Below are 18,439 nucleotides of genomic sequence, written 5' to 3' on the forward strand. Positions count from 1 at the left end.
CCTAGGGCCTTCGCCGGCGCAGCATGACCGCCAGCCGTGGCATGCCGATGAGCAACTCCGCGGTGAAGCGCCTGCGGGCGCGCCGGTCGGGCAGGGCGTGGAGCTCTCCGAGCCACTCCGCGATCCAGCGAGCCCGGACAGCATGCGGAAGGATGATCGCCCCCGCGGTGATCACCCGGAGAAACGCCTGCGTTCCGGCGTCACCCGACACGTCGAGCCTCGCCTGTGCGAGACCTTCGAGTTCGCGGGCGATCTCGTTCATGCCCAGCCAGCCGGCGATCGGCACGAAGACGTCGAGGGTCTCACGCGCTTTCCGAAGTTGTTTCTCCGGCGGGAGGAATCGCATCGTCCGCTGGTTGTGCAGGCGATCGGCCAGCTTCAAGGTCAGCACCCGCTCGTCGGTGCCGGCCGCCCGACCTTCAGCCAGCAACGCCGGGTCATCGAGCGGCCGCAGGTCCGTCACCAGACGCACGATCGTCTCGCCGAACTCCGCCGCCAGCTCCGTCTCGGGACACGCGGTGTCTTCCAGGACGTCGTGAAGGAGCGCCGCGCAGAGCAACTCGTGGTCAGCGCCGAGCCCGGCCAGGATGGCGGCGACCGCGAGCGGGTGGGTGATGTACGGCTCCCCGCTCCTCCGTGTCTGGTCGCGGTGCCAATAGGCGGCCACCGTGTACGCACGCTCGACCAGCCGCGCCTGATCCGCTGTCAGGTAATCGGGCAAGGCGTCTTCCAGGATGCTCATGCCGTGCCTCCGGCGATCCCGGGACGCCGGCTTCCGGCGGCCCGCCTGCGCTTTTCGCCCGCCCGAGCGATGGCCTCACGGCCGCTTTCGAGACCGTCTTCGGTGATTCTGTAGTGCCGGCGCGGCGGGCGACCCTGGTGGGCGGCCGGGTCATCCCAGCGGCTCTCCACCCAGCCGTACTCTTCCAGCCTGATCAGAATGGGATAAAGGGTGCCACCAGCGATCCCGGTGGCTTTACACAACCCCAGCCCGTAGTGCTCGGCCAAGGGGTCATTCAGCAGCTCCCGCAAGACCGAGATGGTCTGCGGCGTCATTCGCGGACTGCCTGCCATGCCGCTTAATCTAGCTAGATAGAGATGGCCCGCCATGTCTCTCGGAGGTGACAGCGATGTCGCGGCGCAGAGGTGGGCGGCGGGCCCAGGTGGCCCAGCGCCAGAGCCACTCAAGAGGACCCTGCTGATACCGGCGCAGCCAGAGGGTGGACCACAGCCACTGCACGGCGAGGACGGCACCGGCGATCAGCAGCACCGTCGTGAAAGCCCAGTCGTCCGACTGGCCGCCGAGGACGCGGCTGATCGCCAGGACGAGGATCGTGGCGGTCAGGTAGTTGGTCAGCGCCATCCGCCCCAGCGGTACGAAGACCGCCTGCAGCGCCGGTCGGACCGGCGTCCTGAGCAGGACCAGCAGGGCGCACACGTACACCCCCGCGATCAGCAGCCCGGCCAAGGCGAATGAGCCGCTGAAGCCCGATCCGCCGGCGGAGTGAGTCTGCCACCACAGGGCGGGCGCGGCCCCCACCGCGAGGACCAGGCCCAGCACGGCAGGGCCGCGGGTGAACCGCTCGATCCGGGCGATCACCCCGTACCGGGTCAGCGCCGAGCCCAGCAGGAACAGCCCCGGGACCAGCCCGAGAAAGCCGAAGCCGACGACCAATGGCGCCACGAGGAGCGCGGCGGCGAGGCCGGCCACGGCCCACCGCGGCAGCCAGGTCGAGGGCAGCAGCACCACCAGGCCGACGACGGCGTAGATGGCCAGGATGTCGCCCTCCCAGAGCAGGAAGTGGTGCACCAGACCCATCGCGAGCAGCACCAGGAGCCGGCGCAGCAGGAGCAGCCGCGGGTGAGCGGCGCGGTCGGTGGCGGAGTTCAGCAGCAGCGAGAACCCGACGCCGAACAGCAGGGAGAAGATCGGGAAGAAGCGCTGATCGACCAGCAGCCCCATCCATTCCTCTCCAGGCATCGGGGCACGGTCCACGGCGGCGCTGCCGACGTGGGCTATCGGCTGGACGTTGGCCACCAGGATTCCGCAGAGCGCGAACCCGCGTACTACGTCGAGCGCGGCGATACGCGGTCGCCTGGAGGAGACACGGGCGGTTTCCGGCGGCGAATAGGGATCTTGATGTCGCATGAGGCTCATCCTGCGAGCCCGGCCCGATGCCGGGCATCGGGCGAAAGCAGGGTTACACCATGCACGACGGTACTTTCGGCCGGTTCGGTGCGCGGTGCACATCTCCTAGCCTGAACCGTGTGAATGTGCGGGCCGAGATCGCGGCCGACGCCGGGCTCGGCGCCGTGTTCGCGGCGGCGCTCGCCTTCCAGGCGTACCGGGTCGCGAACAGCTGGGGTGACGGCTACTGGCAGTTCGACTGCGTCGCCGGAGCGGTGGTGTGCGTGACGGCACTGGTACGCCGGCGCCACCGGGTATGGGCGGCGGTGGCGGGCCTGGCCGTCGCGGCGGCCGCCATTCTCGCCACCCGCTTCGTCCATCTCCCCAGCGAGCCCGGCCTGGCCATGGCCCTGGCGCTGTCCGTGCTCGTCGGCTCCGCGATCAGAGCGCTCCCTGCCGCCTCGGCCTGCGCGGTCGCGGCCGGTGGATTCGCGGTGGTCGCGGGCGGCCTGCTCGCCACCCGCACCCCTTCCACCGGCGTTCCGCCCGTCGTGGTGCTGAACGGCGCGGGATGGCTCGCCGCCCTCGCGCTTGGGCTGGGCCCGCGGCTGCTCGCCGCCCGCCGGAGAACCATCGCCGAGCGAGTACGCCGCAACGAGCGCCTGGTGCTGGCCAGGGAACTCCACGACGTCGTCGCCCACCACATCACCTCCGTCGTACTCCAGGCCCAGGCCGCCCAGCTCGTCACCCGCAAGCACCCGGAGAAGACGGAAGACTCCCTCGCGAGCATCGAGGCCGCCGGCTCCGACGCGCTGGCCGCGACGCGCCGCGTCGTCGGCCTGCTGCGCGACGCCGACGACGCGGCCCCCGCCACGCCCGGCCCCGAACAACTCAGCGAACTGGTCGAACGCTTCGGCGGCCACGGCCCCGCAGTACATCTGAGCCTGCCCGAGGACGGATCGGGGTGGCCGCCCGAGGTGTCCAGCACCGTCTACCGGGTCGTGCAGGAGTCGCTGACCAACATCTCCCGCCACGCCCCGCACGCCCGCTCGGTGACGGTCAGCGTCGCCCGCGAGCGGGACGCCGTCACCGTCGAGGTCGCCGACGACGCCCCGCCGGGCCCGGCCCGCCACTCCCACCGCGGCGGCTACGGCCTGGTCGGGATGCGCGAACGCGTCGAGGCCCTCGGCGGCCGGCTGTCCGCCGGCCCGCGCCACGGGACCGGCTGGTCCGTACGCGCCACCTTGCCGGTCTCCGTGCGGAAGCGCCCATGACCGTCCCCGCGCGGAGACGCCGATGACCACCCTGCCCGTGCCCGCGCGGAGACGCCGATGACCATCAGGGTCCTGCTGGCCGACGACCAGGCGATGATCCGCGGCTGCCTGCGGCTCATCCTGGAGGACCAGCCCGACATCACCGTGGTGGCCGAGGCCGCGGACGGCGCCGAGGCGGTCGCCCTGGCCCGGAGCCTGCGGCCGGACGTGTGCCTGGTGGACATCCAGATGCCCCGCCTCAACGGCATCGAGGTCACCCACGCCCTGGCCGGCCCCGGCGTCCCCGACCCGCTGCGGGTCATCGTGGTCACCACCTTCGACCTCGACGAGTACGTCTACGGCGCGCTGCGCGGCGGGGCGGTCGGCTTCGTCCTGAAAGACGCCGGCCCCACCCTGCTCGTCGAGGCCGTCCGCGCCGCGAACGCCGGGGACGCCTTGATCTCGCCGTCGATCACCCTGCGGCTCCTCCGCCACCTCACGGCCACCGGTGCACCGCCCGCCCGCGGATCCGCCCAGCCGCTGTCCGAACGGGAGGCCGAGGTCGTCCGGGCCGTCGCCCGCGGCCGCACCAACCAGGAGATCGCCGCCGAGCTGTTCATCTCGCTCAGCACCGTCAAAGGCCACATATCCGGCATCCTTGCCAAACTAGGCATGCGCAACCGGGTCGAAATCGTCGCCTGGGCCTGGGAGAACCGCATCGTGGATGTTGACCCCGCGCCCGCACCTCGGCATCGTGAACCGGGTGACCAGCGATGAAACGCGTGACGGAGTGTCGCTGACCAATCTCGACCAGCCGCTGTTCGACGGATCGAACGCGACGAAACGAGATCTGGTCGACTACCTGGACGCCGTCCGCGACCGCATCATCCCCGTCCTGCGGGACCGCGCGCTGTCGGTGATCCGCGTACGGCCAGGCCAGGCGCCGTTCATGCAGAAGAACGTGCCCAAGTACGCCCCCGACTGGATCCGTACGGTCTCCGTCTGGGCCGAGGCGTCGCACCGGCAGGTGTCCTACGCGCTGTGCGACGACCGCAGGACCCTGCTGTGGTTCGCCAACCAGCGGGCGGTCGAATACCACCCGGCGCTGTTCCGCGGTGAGCATCCCACCCATCTCGTGCTCGACCTCGATCCGCCCGTCGACGACGCGTTCCCGCTGGCCGTAGGGGCGGCTTGGCTGGTACGCCAGGCCCTCGACGACGCGGGGCTGGCCGGGGCGGTGAAGACCAGCGGGGCGAAGGGGCTGCACGTGTTCGTGCCCGTGGTGGCGGGGACCGCGATGGACGACCTGGCCGCGGCCACCCGCGCCCTGGCCGCCCGCGCCGAACGCGTCGACCCGGCGCTCGCCACCACGGCGTTCATCCGGGAGGACCGTGAGGGCAAGGTGTTCCTCGACTCCACCCGCGCGGGCGGCGCGACGGTGGTGGCCGCCTACAGCCCGCGCATCCGGCCGGGCGCGCCGGTCTCGTTCCCCCTGGCCTGGGAGGACCTCGACCGGGTCACGCCGTCCGACTTCACCATCCACACCGCGGCGCGGCTGCTCGGCGACGCCGACCCGTGGGCGGAGCTCATGCCCGAGCCGCAGGCGCTGCCCGCCGACCTGGTCGAGGAGGGGCACACGATCCCGATCGCCCGCGTCCAGGCGATGCACGAGGGCAAGCGGCGGGCGAAGGCCAGGAGAGGCGAGTGACCCCGAGTGATCAGCGGGCCGGGGCGGCCTGCCTGAGTGCGCGCAGGACGGCGTCCGGGTCGTCGGCGAAGAAGCGGATCGTGGTGGCCTCGGCCCGGCCGCCGAGCGGGCGTACCACGGCGATCGGCTCGGCCAGCTGGACGATCACGTTGGTCTGGGAGGAGACCGCCACACTGAGCCGCCCGTCCGCCACGGAGACCATCCTGCTCTCGTTGTAGGTGCGCGACAGCCGTACCGAAGAGATGAGCTCGCGGGGAACGCGCAGGTAGAAGTACACGCCGAAGCGGACGCGCAGCTCGCCGGGCGTCACGACGTGCGGCCGGGTGACGCAGGCCGCGCCGAGCGCCAGGCAGTAGAGGATGCCGTACACGTCGCCGATCAGCACCACCGCGCGCAGCCACTCCGGACAGTCGATCGCCCGCAGGAGCAAGTCGATGCCGACCGTCTCCACGGTCATCACGAACAGGAAGACGAGCAGGATCGGCGCCTGCTCTCTCGCGTACGGCACGGCGGTGGCGCCGGCCGGCACGCCGTGGCGTCGCCGCGCGATCCACAGGAGGAGGCTGACCACGCTCAGCAGCTCGATCCGGAGTAACCGAAGCCCCTTGCCCACCATCACAACCTCTCCTTGAGCACGATCATGAGCAGCCGGAACACCTCGGACTGGGCGGGGGTGAACTCGGAGAACATCGCCTCCACCCACCCGCCGTCCCCGGCGGAGCCGTCCGGCAGGTGCGCGATCATCTGCCGCGCCATCTCGTCCGGCAGGTGCTCGGCGAGGTCGGTGGCGAGCTCGGCGAGGCGGGGGTCGCCGGGATCCGCGTGAGCGAGCTCGTCGAGCCGCCGGTAGAGGGCGTGCCCCCGCGCGAGCGCGCCGGGCTCGGCGAGCGGGCGCATCAGGTCGAGCATCCGCGTCTGGGCGGCCGGGTCGGCCACGGTGTTCACCACGGTCAGCAGCTCGCGATCGAGCTCGGCGAACGGCGAACCCGCCGCGGGCAGCTCGCGCAGCACCTCCGCCAGCTCGGGTGACATCAGCGAGCCGGAGTGGAGGTCGGCCGCCTCCAGGAGCGCGGCCAGCCGGTCCCGCTTGGCGTCGATGGCCGCCTGCTGCCTGGCCAGGTCGGCGTCGAGCTCCTGGAGCACCTCGCGCAGCTCGCGCCCCTCGTCGTCGGCCAGGACGTCGCGGAGCTCGTCGAGTGACAGGCCCAGCTCGGCCAACTGCCGGATGCGGGCGAGGGCCACCGCATCGCGCAGCCGATACTCACGGTAGCCGTTGGCCAGCCGCGCCGGCTCGGGCATCAGGCCCAGGTGATGGTAGTGGCGCACGGTCCGGGTGGACACCCCGACCAGCGCGGCAAGCTCGCCGATCCGCATGCCCTCATTACACACGTTGACCTTACGTCAAGGTCAATCCATCACAGAGCGTAGGCAAGTGCCGCTTCCACGATTACCAGCAGCGGCACGAGCGGCACGGCGTACAGGGCCGCCAGGCGAGCCCCCGCGTGCCGCTCCGGGACGGCCGAGAGCAGGGCCAGCAGCACCGCGCAGCCGATCGGCGCGAGCAGCCAGGTCGACAGGGTGACCGTGCCCCACGTGCTGACCGCGTCGCAGTCCTCGATCTGGTACGAGTTCAGCGCGCACGCCTTCTCACCGAGGATCGACACGCCCATCCAGGCGATGAAGCCCGCCAGCCAGATGACGACGGCGAGGACGGAGGTCAACACGACGGAGGTACCGCTCGGCGAGGTCGTCCGGTCAGCAGGGGGAGAGGGGGCGATCACGGCAGGACTCTAATGGTGATCAACGCTGACGGGGCCGCCTTTGATCAACCTGGGACCACGGCCACCCCGCCCGCGGGGACCTCGCCCGTGAAGGGGGCGCCGGTGAGCAGGTCCGTGCCCGTCGTCATGCCGGTCACCGTGACGGGCGCGTCGCCGTGGTTGATGAGGAAGGTGAAGGCGCCCCGCCGTACGAGCTCCAGGGTGTCGGGCAGGTCGCGCGGCCGGGAGACGCCCGCGCGGTCGAGCACCTCGCCGAGCAGGGCGCGCAGGTCGTCGCCGCCGAGCGCGGCGGCCAGGTAGCTCGCGGTGCCGCCGCCGAACGCGTTGGCGGTCACGGCGGGATGGCCGGCGTCGGGGCCGTCGGTGAAGTGCCGCATGGCCACCGCGCGTTCGAGGCGGACCCGCTCGGACCAGATCCGGCCGGTGGCCCCGCCGGTGAGCGTCACGGTCTCCAACTCGCGCAGCGGGTGGAACTCCTCGACCGACAGCCCGAGCACCTCGCGCAGCGCGCCGGGGTAGGCGCCCGCGTGGACGGTGTCGTTCTCATCAACGATGCCGGAAAAATACGACACGAGCAGGTGGCCGCCCGACTCGACGTACCTCTGCAAGTTCTTGGCTGAGCCTTCGGCGAGCAGGTACGAGCTCGGCACGACAACCAGCCTGTATCCCGAAATATCGGCGGAAGGGTGGACGAAGTCCACCGTGACGTGCTCCCGCCAGAGGGCCTCGTAGAAGGCGTCCACCCGCTCGCGGAAGCGCAGATCGCCCGAGGGGCGCCACTCCAGCTCCAGCGCCCAGTACGACTCCCAGTCCCAGACCACCGCCACCTCGCTCGTGACGCGCCCGTCCTTGACCGGGGCCAGCCGGCGCACGTCGGCGCCGAGCGAGACGACGTCGCGCCAGATCTGCGAGTCGGTCCCCGCGTGCGGGATCATCGCCGAGTGCCACTTCTCGGCGCCGTACCGCGAGGCCCGCCACTGGAAGAACAGCACCGAGTCCGAGCCCCTGGCCACGTGGGCGAGGCTGTTGCGGCGCATCTCGCCGGGACGCTTGGCGATGCCGCGCGGCTGCCAGCTGATCGCGCTCGTCGAGTGCTCCATGAGCAGCCACGGCCCGCCGCCGGCCAGGGAGCGGCTCAGGTCGGCCGACATGGCGAGCTGGATGTGGTTGTCGGGCTGCTCGCCGTTCAGGTAGTGGTCGTTGGCGATGACGTCCAGCTCGGGGGCCCAGCGCCACAGGTCCATCGACTTGCAGTTGACCGTGCCCGCGAAGTTGGTGGTGACCGGTTTGCCGCTCTGGCGCAGGATGTCGCGCTGCAGCCGGTAGTGCGACAGGTGCTCCTCGTTGGCGAAACGGGCGTAGTCGAGGCGCTGCGCCGGGTTGACCACGGTATGACTCCACCGGGGCGCGTCGATCTCGTCCCATTCGCCGTAGTGCTGGCCCCAGAAGGCGGTGCCCCAGGAGGTGTTGAGCGCGTCGAGGCTCTCGTACCGGTGCCGGAGCCAGTCGCGCCAGGCGGAGACGCTCGACTCGCAGTAGCACTCGCCGAGCGGCGCCCCGTACTCGTTGTGCACATGCCACATCACCACGGCGGGATGCTCGCCGTAGCGGGCCACCAGCCGTTCGGCCAGCCGCGCGCTGGCCGCGCGGAACGCCGGGTGGCTGGAGCAGGCGGTCTCGCGCGCGCCCGCGCCGACGCGCAGGCCCTCGCGGGTCACGGGGGAGGCGTCGGGATACTTTCTGGCGAACCAGGCGGGCGGCACCGTGGTCGGGGTGCCCAGGTTCACCGAGATGTCCGCGTTGTGCAGGCGGTCGATGATGGTGTCGAGCCAGCCGAACTCGTACACCCCCTCGGCGGGCTCCATCAGCACCCACGCGAAGATGCCCAGGCTGACCAGGTTCACCCCGGCCTGCCGCATCAGCCGCACGTCCTCTTCCTGTACCTCCAGCGGCCACTGCTCGGGGTTGTAGTCCCCGCCGAACGCGATGCCCTCAGGCATATAAGTCCCCCTATTTGATAATTTGTCAGGCTTTGACGGCGCCGCTGCTGAGGTCGGTGCGCCAGAACCGCTGCATCGTGAGAAAGAGCGCGATCAGCGGAATCAACGCCAGGAACGTCCCGATGAGGATGAGGTTGTAAAGGCTCGGGTGGTTCGCCCCGGCGGCCAGCATCGTGTAGAGCCCGACCGTCAGCGGGAACTTGCCGTCGTCGCCGAGCATGATGAACGGCAGCAGGAAGTTGTTCCAGATGGCCACGAACTGAAACAGGAAGATGGTCACCATCCCCGGCCCCATCAGCGGCAGCGCCACCCGGGTCAGCAGCGTCCAGTGCGAGGCCCCGTCGATGCGCCCGGCTTCGAGCAGCGAGTCGGGGATGGCCGCGCCGGCGTACACGCGGGCGAGATAGATGCTGTACGGATGCAGGATCTGCGGCAGCAGAACCGACCAGTACGTGTCCGCCAGCCCGACCTTCGCGAACAGCAGATACTGCGGGATCGCCAGCACCACCGCGGGCACCAGGATGCCGCCGATGAGGATGTTGAAGATAAGGTTCCGGCCGGCGAAGCGGTACTTGGCCAGCGTGTAGCCCGACACCGCGGACACGGCGGTCGACAGCAGCGCCCCGCCGCCCGCGTACAGCAGGGTGTTGAGCATCCACAGCCAGTACACCCCGTCGCGATAGGCGGCGAGATCGGCGAGGTTCTGGAAGAACCCGGTGCCGGGCGAGAAGGCCGAGGTCGAGAACAGCTCGCCGGACGTCTTGGTGGCGGCGATCACCACCCAGCTCACCGGGAACAGGCAGTACACCGAGCCGATCAGCAGGATCCCGGTCGGGGCCAGGCCGAGCGGCGCGTACGCGGCGCGGGCGCGGGCGCGGGCCATCACGCCTCCCCGAACGCGCGGTTCTTCACCACGCGCAGGAACCCGAACGACAGCACCAGCGAGATCCCGGCGATCACCACGGCCGTCGCCGCCGCCGAGTACAGGTCACCGGTCACGAAGGCGTCCCGGTAGATCTTCATCAAGGGACTCCAGGTCGAGCTGATGGTGTTGGTGAGCGGCCGGAGCGTGGTCGGCTCGGTGAACACCTGGATCGTGGCGATGATCGAGAAGACGGTGACCAGGATGATCGCCGGAGCCAGGATCGGGATCTTGATCCGCAACGCGATCTGCAGCTCCGACGCGCCGTCGATGCGGGCCGCCTGATACAGCTCCTGGGGGATGGCCCGCAGGTTCGTGTAGAGCACCAGCATGTTGAAGCCCGTGCCGCCCCACACCGCCACGTTGGCCATCGAGTACACGATCGCGCTCTGACTCAGCGGCGCCACCCCGAACAGCTCACTGATCGGGCTGACGCTCGGCAGATAGAGGAAACCCCACATCAGGCTGGCGGCCACGCCCGGCACCGCGTACGGCAGGAAGATCGCGATCCGGGAGAAGCGGGCCAGCCGTACCCGCGCGGCGTCCAGCATCAGCGCGAACACCAGCGCGAGCCCCAGCATCACGACCAGGACCAGCGCGGCGTAGCCGACCACCCGCAGCCAGCCGGCCCACAACTCGCCGTCGCCGATGGCGGCGACGTAGTTGTCGAGCCCCACGAAGATCTCCCGCTTCGACCCCTTGCCGAGCCCGAGCCCCGACACCTTGGTCCGGCGCAGGCTGAGATAGACGGTGTAGCCGATCGGCAGGGCCAGGAACAGGGCGAACAGCGTCACGGCCGGGGTCAGGAACAGGTACGGGGCCAAGCTCTTCCGTTTTGTCATTGGGCGAGCTTGAAGCCGGACTTCGTCATGTCCGCGACCGTGCCGTCCTGGACGCTCTGGAGGGCGTCGCTGAAGGAGGTCTTGTTCAGCGCGGCCTTGTCGAAGGCGTCCTTGAAGGCGTTGTAGGCCACGTTGACGTTCGGGCCGAAGGTGAAGCCGCGCGCGCCCGCGCCGAACCCGGCCGCCTGCTTCCAGAAGTCGGGCACGTTCGAGAAGTACGCGGGCGGCTCGGAGAGCAGGTCGGCGCCCTTGGTCGCGGCGGGGTAGATGGAGCCCTCCTTCACCAGCAGGGCGAGCGCCTCAGGGTCGCTGTTGAGCCAGGTGGCGAACTTGGCCGCGGCCTCCTTGTTCTTGGAGCCCGCCGACACGGAGACGGCCGAGCCGCCCCAGAAGCCGCTGAAGCTCTCGCCGGCGTTCCACTGCGGCAGCTGCGCGATCGCCCACTTGCCCTTGGCCTTGGGCGCGTTGGTCGACAGCGGGCCGGGCGCCCAGATGGCCGACGGCCAGGTCAGCAGCTTGCCGTCGTTCAGGGCCTTGTTCCACTCGGGGGTGAAGTAGGGCATGCTGTCGATGACGCCCTCCTTGACCAGGCCGCCCCAGTAGTCGGCGAGCTTCTTGGTGGGCTCGTCGTTGATGGCGACCTTCCACGCCTCGCCGCTGATCGACCACCACTGCCCGCCCGCCTGCTGGGCGAGGCCCGCGAAGGAGCCCGGGTCCTTGCTGGAGAACGTGCCGAGGTACACCTTGGAGTCCTTCGCGTGCACGGTCCTGGCCGCGTCGGCGTACTCCTGCCAGGTCTTCGGTACGGCTATGCCGTACTTCTTGAACAGGTCGGCCCGGTAGTAGAGCAGCATCGGGCCGCTGTCCTGCGGGATGCCGTAGACCGCGTCGGTGCCGAGCGTGACCAGCCCCCAGATACCCTCGCTGAACTGCGCTTTTACCGGATCCGCCGCCGGCTTGATGTCCGCCACCGCCTCGGCGGCCACGAACGACGGCAGGGCCTGATACTCCGCCTGGACGAGGTCCGGCGGGTTCCCGGCCTTGGCGGCGGTGAGGAACTTGGTGGCCGAGTCGTCGCCGCCCGCCTGGGTGCTGGAGGTGACCTGGATGTCGGGATGCGCCGTGTTCCAGACCGCGACGATCTTGTCCATGCCGGGCACCCAGTTCCAGTAGGTCAGGGCGACCTTCTGCGCGGCGGGGCTCGAGCTCGACGGGGCGGCGCTCTGCTGCGCGCCACCACTGGAACAGCCGGCCACGAGGGTGACGGCTGCGGCTACGGCGGCAAGCCTGTTCATCTGCATGGGTACCTCGACTTTGGGGGAAGTCTGTGAACGTTCACAGCGTGTGGCTGAGCACTCTGCGCTGTCAACCCCTCGTTACGGGGTCGTTAAACGGGCTAAAAGGTGTGTGCACGTTCACAGTGTTTGGGCTTCGGGTCCTGCGGGTCGTGAGATGCTGAACCCGTGAAAAGGCCGACCATCCATGACGTGGCCGCGGCGGCCGGGATCTCGCGCGGCACCGTCTCGCGGGTCCTGAACGGCGACCGTTATGTGAGCCCCGCGGCCCGGATCGCCATCGAACGCGCCATCGCCGAAACCGGTTACGTCGTCAACCGCAACGCCCGCAACCTGGTCAGACAGCGCGCCGGATCGGTGGTCATGGTCCTGTCCGAACCCCCCTTCGAGGACCCCAACTACACCACCACCATCCGCAACGCGATCCGCCGCCTCGGCGAACGCGACCTCTCGCTGGTCATGATGATCGCGGGTGACGACAGGGAGCGCGAACAGGTGCTCCGCTACGTACGCGGCGGCCACGCCGACGGTGTCTTCCTCCTGTCCACCCACGCCGGCGACCCCATGGTCGACACCCTCCACGGCGCCGGCATCCCGGTGGTCTCCTGCGGCGCCGTCATCGGCAGGGAGACGGTGATTCCGTACGCGGCCTGCGACGAACGGGGCGGCGCCCGCCAGATGGCCGAATACCTGGTCTCCCGCGGCCGCAAGAAGATCGCCATGATCACCGGCCCGATGGACACGCCGGGCGGCATCCAACGCCTCGAAGGCTTCGCCGACGTCCTCGGCCGGAAGGCATCCAAGAAACTGATCGAACACGGCGACTGGACCCACGCCAGCGGCGAGACGGCCATGGCCCGGCTGCTGGAACGCGTACCCGACCTGGACGCGGTCTTCGCGGCCTCGGACGTGATGGCTTCGGGCGCCCTGCACACGCTGCGGGCGGCGGGGCGGCGGGTGCCGGAGGACGTGGCGGTGGGCGGCTTCGACGACTCGTCGGTGGCGATCTCCACCCATCCGCCGCTGACCACGGTGCGGCAGCCGCTGGGGGATGTGGCTCGGGAGACGGTACGGCTGCTGCTGGCGCTCATCGACGGGGCGGAACGAGTCGACTCGATCGCCCTGCCTACCAGCTTGATCGTCCGCGACTCGGCCTAAAAAGGGCCTTCGCTTCGCTCCGGACGTTCTTCTCCCCACCCGTTACCCGATTCGGTGGTTGGCCGTTTGATGCCCACCCGCCCACAAAGGACCTCCGCTTCGCTCCGGACGTCATCCCAGGCGGGCTGACGCCCGCCCCCTGAAGGACCTCGCTCCGCTCGGACCCCCTTCCAAGCACGCTTCGCCGGGTTGGCCGGTCGGAACGGAGTACCCGCAATATCTGTACAAAGTGCCCAATGGGTACTGCGGCATCGGCGGCACCGGCGTTTCCTGCCCCGTGGGCATAGTGCTGGCAGGTGAGTAGCTCAGTCCCTTAGGTGGAATCAGGCCTCGTCATCGCAGAGGGCCAGGCCTGGAAGTTGAGGTCGAGCCCTCTGCGAAGTTGTCGGAGAGCTCAGATACGTTCCAAGGCCTGCACGAGATCAGCAGCCAGCAGAGACGTTGCCAAACTAACCGTCTCGGGCTCGCCAATGCCCTCTTCCGCGCGTCCGGCCATCGTTGAGCCAAGCGCGTCTGGTCCTGCCGCGAACAGCGTCGCCAGATGTTCCACCGCCTGCTCGGTGACGTCGCGGCTGATTGGGTCACGAACAAGGAGCCTGAACGTGGTGGCCAGTTCAGCGGTGTCGGCGTCGATAAGGACGCGGTACATGTCGTGTGCGTCCTTGTCATTCAGCCGGTGGGGCACCGAAACCCGTTCGGCGATCTTGTGGAGCTTGGCCACCAGCAAGGCTGCGGGCCCGGCGACTCTGACTCGATATACGCGGGCATCGGCTGGGTCAAGGGCAGTCACGTCCATGATCGTGTTGTCGATGACAGCGGCTTCGAGACCTCGAGCGCGCCGGGTGGCACGGCGATCATGCGGTGGGATGCGGGCGCCCCGCGTGTTCCTCGTACCAACTCCTGCAAGAGCCTCGGGCACCATCAGATCGACGGGAATGCCTACGAGGTTCAGCCACGCTCCGGGTTGTCCGCCAGCGGGGTCACGATAGAACCCCGCGCGGCCCATGGATTGCTCCAGAAGCGGATCATCCTCCAGGACCCTCGGGTCGAGTGCGAGATCGCTGTCCTTCGTCGTCTCGGCGAGTGCGACAGGACTTCCTGCAGTGCGCAGGTAGACGGCCTGTGCTCCGATCACGATCACAGCGTCGCGATGGGCATCCAACGCGGCCAATGCATCGAGAAGCGCGGACCGAGATCGGACGAGGATGTCGCTACTACTTACGCCAGGAGGATTCATGTCGCGCCATCCATTCAATGAGTTCTTCGGCTTCAGAGGGGCTGCGTCCAGGGCCTGTCATCAAATCGACGGCGACTTGGGGTGGTGCTGCGATCGTGAGACCGGAAGCGTCGCTAAGGGTACGGATGAAGACGACGTCGCTTTCCGGCTCGGCCAACATCACATTCGCTCCGGCGTCGGCAGGGCGAAGATCCCAGAGTTGGGCGGTGTGCTCAGCGTCCGTCGTGTAGATCATGGCGGAGCGGGCTGGAGCATAGGGGGCCCAGTTGGCTGCGGCCAAAGTCCCGGTCATGGCGTACTGGGTGGGATTATCAGCCGCCCGACGCATGAGGTTAGGTAGGCCTCTCGGTGCTATCCACCGTGTGACGCGACTGCTTCGTACGAACCCGTAGTCCTCGCTCCAACGCCTCAGTAGCGCGACCCAGTCGGGAACTACGACTGCACCCGAGCTGGTCCGTGTTGCTAGGTTCTCGCTCTCGAGAAACTCGATCACCCGGTAGGTCGACCCAGTAGATACGTCAGCGACGCCGATCAGCTCACGGATCGCCCATGATCTTTCGTGGTCCAACAGCGCACGCACGATCTTCGCCGCAGGAGCGCCCTTCAACGTTCCGCGCGGTCTTCCAGGGCCGCGCCACGGATCATGGTCGGCCCCTCGATCTGCAACGTATAGACCGGGTTGAGAGACGTTCAGGGTGATGTTCCCTGTCGCGTCTATGTAGGACAGGCCAGCCTCCGATAGCCGCTTACGCACGGGCGGCGACAGGTACCGAGAGACGACAACCCCACGGCTGCCTGGATGCTCGTCCGTTGCGGCATTCAACTGCTGGAGCAGCGTAGCGGTGTCACGCCTCTCCACCACGCGCTTGGCTTCCACTACCAGCACGACCGAGGTTCCGTCCGGTGCTGTCACCTTCCAGAGAGCGTCGAAGCGAGCATCGGGCAGTCCGCGGCTCAGCGGCTGGATGTCCCACCCGGCCGGCAGCCGGTCGCGTAGCACAGCCATTCCGGCTCGCAGAACTTCAACCTCGTTCTGAGGCTGTGGTCTCGCCTCCATTGGTGCTCTCCAGTCCCTCGGCGTTCGGGAAAAATCCTAACTCCGTTGAAAGCGGAAGGCTGGGATTTCCCGAACATCAGCCGGAGATGGTTGCTGGCGTGGCGCCCCTGAAGCCCTGGTTGCCTGCGCGGGGAGTTGTTGCCTGAGAAGAGTGCTGCCAGCAGCGCTTACCGGTCAGTTTGGACAGCACTCGGGGGCCGTGCCGGCGAGGCCCGACCGCGCGCTCTGCTGAGCACCTTCGCCACGCTTGGTGTTATGAACGCCCGCATTCACGCCGACCACTGGCTCACCGCGTGGAACAGCCACGACCTCGACGCGATCATGGCCTGCTACACCGACGACGTGGACTTCAGCGCATCCACCGTGGTCACCCGCTGGGGACGACCGGACGGCTGTCTGCACGGCAAGGAGGAACTGCGCCGTCACTTTGCCCGCGGTCTGGAACTCGCCCCCAACCTCAGCTTGATCGAGATAGCACTCCTGACCAATCCCAGCGGATACGCCCTCCTCTACCAGCGCGACAACGGCAACCGCGTCCTAGACGTCGTCGAACTGGACGAACACCACCTCGCCACCCGAGTCCGTGCCTACTACGAGAACACCCAGCGCTGAACAGGCTCAGGTCTCAGCCTCCGACTGGAGCACTTCCGGCGCAGGGCTGCAGCGTTCTCCTGCTGATGAGACGCGCGTGAATAGGAGCGGAATGTCGGGCTGAGCGGCACCGAGCGCGCAGACCACAAACGCGACCCCGGTGATCGTCGGTTGTCCAAGCCAGTCGATCAAGAACAGGGGCCGCGTTCGCGTGCCATCATCCCCGATCGACGTGCTCGCCCACCTGGAGCACGTCACAGCCGCCACCGACCACTACCGCAGCCACCCCGCCAACGGCCTCCAGCTACTCGGTCCTACGACATGAGCACGCTTCGGCCCTGGCCAGTCAGGGCGGTCCGCCGCGCTCGTCGAGCTGTTCATGTGCCCCGCGTACCGTACCAACGCCACTCGGTGAGTCGTGGACGATCAGGGAGAGCGGTGCGTCCGGTCGCCCACAGCAGGGTCTCCCAGGCGTCAGAATCGATGGCGACATGGGGAAAGAGCCGCTTCAGGACCTGTTCGCACAGCTCCCGTGGCGGCGACCACTCCACATTCAGCCCTTGAGCGATGTCATGCATGTGCACGAGGGCCTCAACGACGGCCATTGCGGCGAAGCCCTCTGGATCCGAGGGCCCGAAGACGTGGTAGGCGACGGTGGTCGAGGGGGCCGTGCGTAGGACGGACGCGAGCAGGCCACCGCAAGCCTCCAGGATGGTCAGCAGGCCCTCAGGGCCCGAGTCCCGGTCGACGAAGATGACGCTCTCCGGCCCACCGCTTCGGTCACTGCTCGTCCGGAACGGCAACAGCGCGGACATCGGTGGCTTCGCGAGCCCGAACCTCGCGGCATAAGTGAACAGGTCATCGGCCAGATGCTCGAGCGTCTCCCAACACGTCCACTCGAGCGTTCCCGCCTTGGCCTCCCACGCCTGGGGATCCGCGCCCCTAAGCGCGTCGATGGCCAGAGCGACGACCCGACGTACGTCCTCTCCGTCGATGGCGCTGTCTGGTCTGTGCATGCGAAGGAGCGTAACAACGGCCTCCGTGGACCCTAGGCCGCCCGGTGCCGGCCGCCCGTTGCCCGATTCGGCGGTTGGCCGTTTGACGCCCACCCGCCCAAAATGGGCTTCCGCTTCGCTCCGGACGTCCTCCCAGGCGGGCTGACGCCCGCCCTCTGAAGGACCTCGCTCCGCTCGGACCGCCTTCCAGGCACGCTTCGCCGAGTCGGCTAGGCGGAGCGGGACCAAATGGACTTCCACGATCTCGCCATGAGGCTTCTAACAGGACGAATCGGGTTCATTGGACTGAAGAATTACACCGCACTGCGAGACGCCATCGTCACGGAGCCGAGTGGAAGGATGGATGATCGTCGAAGGACTGTCCGGGTGGAGGGTCTTCCCGGAAACGGACCGGCGTGTCATAGCGCTGACGGTAGACGCGGCTCACGAGGCCGGTCCACGGTGGAACGGTGGCGCCGGAGGGAAGCTCAGGAGGCATCTTCGTTGGCTGCAGCATGATGTCTTCGTAGTAGTCCAGCCCCTGAGCGACGATCCACTGGGCGAGGTCATCGACGTAATCCTCGGTGCGGGGCGGCGACACGTACCTGAGGAACTCCTCGTCCTTCAGGTCGGCTGCGCACTCCTCGTAGGTCCAATAGAACTCCACGAGATCGTGCTCGGACATGCCGTCAATCCGGCGGGCGAGTTCGTCAGGATCGCGCAGGCCCACGTCGATCAGCTTCCAGAATGTCATCCAGTGCGTCATGTCTTCCTCAGGCTATCGGCCGAACCTGTCTGTGAGAGGACGCAGGATGCAGCGTTCCCGTTGGCGTTTTTGCTCAGATTGCGTTCCGTCGAGTGGTGCAATCCCGTGCCCGAGCTGAAAGATCCAAGACGCCTTCGATGCCAGGTGATCAGCACTAGACGAGTAGTTCCGAAGTCCGGTCGAGTTGTGGCCCGGGGCGACGGGAGGGTGTCCAAGTCTCTCCGGCCGATCATCGTGAAAGGTAGACCTACCATCTTGGGCACGGGCGGGGTCAGCCAAGAGCAGGGTTCATAAGGTCGAGCACCAGCCGATTCCTCCAATCGTTGGTGAAGACGGCATTCATGCCCTGGTAGTGCACTCCGACGAACGGGTTGGAGTGGAACATCACGGCAACCCACTGCAACGAGCGGTCGGCGTTGAGACGGGCGAGGTAGCCGATGTTCCCCATCCCGCCGCCCCCACCGGACATCCATCCTGCTCCGTCCGGTAGCGGGCTCTCGAAATTTGTGTCGACTTCGTTGATGCCGTGCTCCTCAATGGCCTGGGCCACATCGAACGGTCCTCCGATACGGAAGGGAATCGGCTGCCCAGCATCGGGGTGGTACGCCCCCGGACCGTCAACATGCAACTCCAAGCCAGTGTCGTCCGGCCGGTACAGCCCGTCACGGAACGGCATCTGCCTGGCCTTCCAGAGCCCCTCGACCAT

Annotated in this window: 20 protein-coding genes; 5 read left to right on the plus strand and 15 right to left on the minus strand. The window is 68.3% G+C overall.

The features are described from left to right. Position 1: 1 nt before the first annotated feature. Genes KME78_RS15095 through KME78_RS15105 form a run of 3 tightly spaced genes read right to left on the minus strand, consistent with a single transcriptional unit; the run spans position 2 to position 2,149 of the window. Positions 2–742, minus strand: a complete 741-nt coding sequence (locus KME78_RS15095) for an HD domain-containing protein (protein ID WP_219529488.1) — start codon at positions 740–742, stop codon at positions 2–4. Then, the gene (locus tag KME78_RS15100; RefSeq protein WP_219529489.1) at positions 739–1,056 is read right to left on the minus strand and encodes a PadR family transcriptional regulator; all 318 of its coding nucleotides are present in this window, start codon (positions 1,054–1,056) and stop codon (positions 739–741) included. The genes KME78_RS15095 and KME78_RS15100 overlap by 4 nt, the downstream gene beginning before the upstream one ends. 28 nt (positions 1,057–1,084) lie before the next feature. Then, a complete protein-coding gene (locus KME78_RS15105) occupies positions 1,085–2,149 on the minus strand; it encodes a DUF418 domain-containing protein (protein ID WP_219529490.1) in 1,065 nt (354 codons plus the stop codon). Between the two features lie 119 nt (positions 2,150–2,268). On the opposite strand from KME78_RS15105, the gene KME78_RS15110 reads away from it, so the two are divergent. Genes KME78_RS15110 through KME78_RS15120 form a run of 3 tightly spaced genes read left to right on the plus strand, consistent with a single transcriptional unit; the run spans position 2,269 to position 5,089 of the window. Further along, the gene (locus tag KME78_RS15110; RefSeq protein ID WP_308126952.1) at positions 2,269–3,402 is read left to right on the plus strand and encodes a sensor histidine kinase; all 1,134 of its coding nucleotides are present in this window, start codon (positions 2,269–2,271) and stop codon (positions 3,400–3,402) included. Between the two features lie 57 nt (positions 3,403–3,459). Next, a complete protein-coding gene (locus tag KME78_RS15115) occupies positions 3,460–4,158 on the plus strand; it encodes a response regulator (protein WP_219529491.1) in 699 nt (232 codons plus the stop codon). After that, positions 4,145–5,089 (plus strand): DNA polymerase domain-containing protein, encoded by a 945-nt coding sequence (locus KME78_RS15120; RefSeq protein WP_308126953.1) that lies wholly within the window; start codon positions 4,145–4,147, stop codon positions 5,087–5,089. The genes KME78_RS15115 and KME78_RS15120 overlap by 14 nt, the downstream gene beginning before the upstream one ends. 10 nt (positions 5,090–5,099) lie before the next feature. On the opposite strand, the gene KME78_RS15125 is transcribed toward KME78_RS15120, so the two are convergent. Genes KME78_RS15125 through KME78_RS15155 form a run of 7 tightly spaced genes read right to left on the minus strand, consistent with a single transcriptional unit; the run spans position 5,100 to position 11,929 of the window. Continuing rightward, positions 5,100–5,708: a hypothetical protein gene (locus KME78_RS15125; protein WP_219529492.1), complete on the minus strand. Its 609-nt coding sequence runs from the start codon at positions 5,706–5,708 to the stop codon at positions 5,100–5,102. Further along, on the minus strand, positions 5,705–6,463 hold the full coding sequence (locus KME78_RS15130; RefSeq protein WP_219529493.1) for a MerR family transcriptional regulator: 759 nt from the start codon (positions 6,461–6,463) through the stop codon (positions 5,705–5,707). The genes KME78_RS15125 and KME78_RS15130 overlap by 4 nt, the downstream gene beginning before the upstream one ends. A 41-nt stretch (positions 6,464–6,504) precedes the next feature. Next, positions 6,505–6,870 carry a hypothetical protein gene (locus KME78_RS15135; RefSeq protein WP_219529494.1) on the minus strand — a complete coding sequence of 122 codons (366 nt, stop codon included), beginning with the start codon at positions 6,868–6,870 and terminating at the stop codon, positions 6,505–6,507. Positions 6,871–6,914: 44 nt separating this feature from the next. Continuing rightward, positions 6,915–8,870: a beta-galactosidase gene (locus tag KME78_RS15140; RefSeq protein WP_219529495.1), complete on the minus strand. Its 1,956-nt coding sequence runs from the start codon at positions 8,868–8,870 to the stop codon at positions 6,915–6,917. Positions 8,871–8,895: 25 nt separating this feature from the next. Further along, positions 8,896–9,753, minus strand: a complete 858-nt coding sequence (locus KME78_RS15145; RefSeq protein ID WP_219529496.1) for a carbohydrate ABC transporter permease — start codon at positions 9,751–9,753, stop codon at positions 8,896–8,898. Continuing rightward, entirely contained in the window at positions 9,753–10,634 is an 882-nt protein-coding gene (locus KME78_RS15150; RefSeq protein WP_219529497.1) for a carbohydrate ABC transporter permease, read from the minus strand. The genes KME78_RS15145 and KME78_RS15150 overlap by 1 nt, the downstream gene beginning before the upstream one ends. Then, a complete protein-coding gene (locus KME78_RS15155) occupies positions 10,631–11,929 on the minus strand; it encodes an ABC transporter substrate-binding protein (protein ID WP_246651049.1) in 1,299 nt (432 codons plus the stop codon). The genes KME78_RS15150 and KME78_RS15155 overlap by 4 nt, the downstream gene beginning before the upstream one ends. Positions 11,930–12,097: 168 nt before the next feature. On the opposite strand from KME78_RS15155, the gene KME78_RS15160 reads away from it, so the two are divergent. Then, positions 12,098–13,087, plus strand: coding sequence for a LacI family DNA-binding transcriptional regulator (locus KME78_RS15160; RefSeq protein ID WP_308126954.1), 990 nt, complete (start codon positions 12,098–12,100; stop codon positions 13,085–13,087). Between the two features lie 394 nt (positions 13,088–13,481). Here the strand turns inward: KME78_RS15160 and KME78_RS15165 are convergent, their stop codons facing one another. Beyond that, positions 13,482–14,324: a hypothetical protein gene (locus KME78_RS15165; protein WP_219529499.1), complete on the minus strand. Its 843-nt coding sequence runs from the start codon at positions 14,322–14,324 to the stop codon at positions 13,482–13,484. Then, on the minus strand, positions 14,302–15,381 hold the full coding sequence (locus KME78_RS15170) for a hypothetical protein (protein ID WP_246651050.1): 1,080 nt from the start codon (positions 15,379–15,381) through the stop codon (positions 14,302–14,304). Before KME78_RS15170 ends, KME78_RS15165 begins: the two co-directional genes overlap by 23 nt. Positions 15,382–15,636: 255 nt before the next feature. On the opposite strand from KME78_RS15170, the gene KME78_RS15175 reads away from it, so the two are divergent. After that, positions 15,637–15,993, plus strand: coding sequence for a nuclear transport factor 2 family protein (locus tag KME78_RS15175; RefSeq protein ID WP_219529500.1), 357 nt, complete (start codon positions 15,637–15,639; stop codon positions 15,991–15,993). A 356-nt stretch (positions 15,994–16,349) separates the two neighbouring features. Here KME78_RS15175 and KME78_RS15180 read toward each other — a convergent pair whose 3' ends face one another. The 3 genes from KME78_RS15180 to KME78_RS15190 all read right to left on the minus strand — a co-directional run. Further along, positions 16,350–16,988, minus strand: coding sequence for a maleylpyruvate isomerase N-terminal domain-containing protein (locus tag KME78_RS15180; RefSeq protein WP_219529501.1), 639 nt, complete (start codon positions 16,986–16,988; stop codon positions 16,350–16,352). Positions 16,989–17,307: 319 nt separating this feature from the next. Continuing rightward, a complete protein-coding gene (locus KME78_RS15185; protein WP_219529502.1) occupies positions 17,308–17,733 on the minus strand; it encodes a hypothetical protein in 426 nt (141 codons plus the stop codon). A gap of 271 nt (positions 17,734–18,004) precedes the next feature. Beyond that, a partial coding sequence (locus KME78_RS15190) for a hypothetical protein (RefSeq protein ID WP_219529503.1) occupies positions 18,005–18,439 on the minus strand: 435 nt, incomplete at its 5' end.

The organism is Nonomuraea guangzhouensis (genome assembly GCF_019396345.1).
In the GTDB taxonomy this organism is placed as follows: Bacteria; Actinomycetota; Actinomycetes; order Streptosporangiales; family Streptosporangiaceae; genus Nonomuraea; species Nonomuraea guangzhouensis.

Coding starts and splice junctions, on each gene's coding strand:
- KME78_RS15095 (WP_219529488.1), bottom strand. CDS start 742: ATGAGCATCCTGGAAGACGCCTTGCCCGATTACCTGACAGCGGATCAG.
- KME78_RS15100 (WP_219529489.1), bottom strand. CDS start 1,056: ATGACGCCGCAGACCATCTCGGTCTTGCGGGAGCTGCTGAATGACCCC.
- KME78_RS15105 (WP_219529490.1), bottom strand. CDS start 2,149: ATGCGACATCAAGATCCCTATTCGCCGCCGGAAACCGCCCGTGTCTCC.
- KME78_RS15115 (WP_219529491.1), top strand. CDS start 3,460: ATGACCATCAGGGTCCTGCTGGCCGACGACCAGGCGATGATCCGCGGC.
- KME78_RS15130 (WP_219529493.1), bottom strand. CDS start 6,463: ATGCGGATCGGCGAGCTTGCCGCGCTGGTCGGGGTGTCCACCCGGACC.
- KME78_RS15140 (WP_219529495.1), bottom strand. CDS start 8,870: ATGCCTGAGGGCATCGCGTTCGGCGGGGACTACAACCCCGAGCAGTGG.
- KME78_RS15145 (WP_219529496.1), bottom strand. CDS start 9,753: ATGGCCCGCGCCCGCGCCCGCGCCGCGTACGCGCCGCTCGGCCTGGCC.
- KME78_RS15150 (WP_219529497.1), bottom strand. CDS start 10,634: ATGACAAAACGGAAGAGCTTGGCCCCGTACCTGTTCCTGACCCCGGCC.
- KME78_RS15155 (WP_246651049.1), bottom strand. CDS start 11,929: ATGAACAGGCTTGCCGCCGTAGCCGCAGCCGTCACCCTCGTGGCCGGC.
- KME78_RS15165 (WP_219529499.1), bottom strand. CDS start 14,324: ATGAATCCTCCTGGCGTAAGTAGTAGCGACATCCTCGTCCGATCTCGG.
- KME78_RS15170 (WP_246651050.1), bottom strand. CDS start 15,381: ATGGAGGCGAGACCACAGCCTCAGAACGAGGTTGAAGTTCTGCGAGCC.
- KME78_RS15175 (WP_219529500.1), top strand. CDS start 15,637: ATGAACGCCCGCATTCACGCCGACCACTGGCTCACCGCGTGGAACAGC.
- KME78_RS15180 (WP_219529501.1), bottom strand. CDS start 16,988: ATGCACAGACCAGACAGCGCCATCGACGGAGAGGACGTACGTCGGGTC.
- KME78_RS15185 (WP_219529502.1), bottom strand. CDS start 17,733: ATGACGCACTGGATGACATTCTGGAAGCTGATCGACGTGGGCCTGCGC.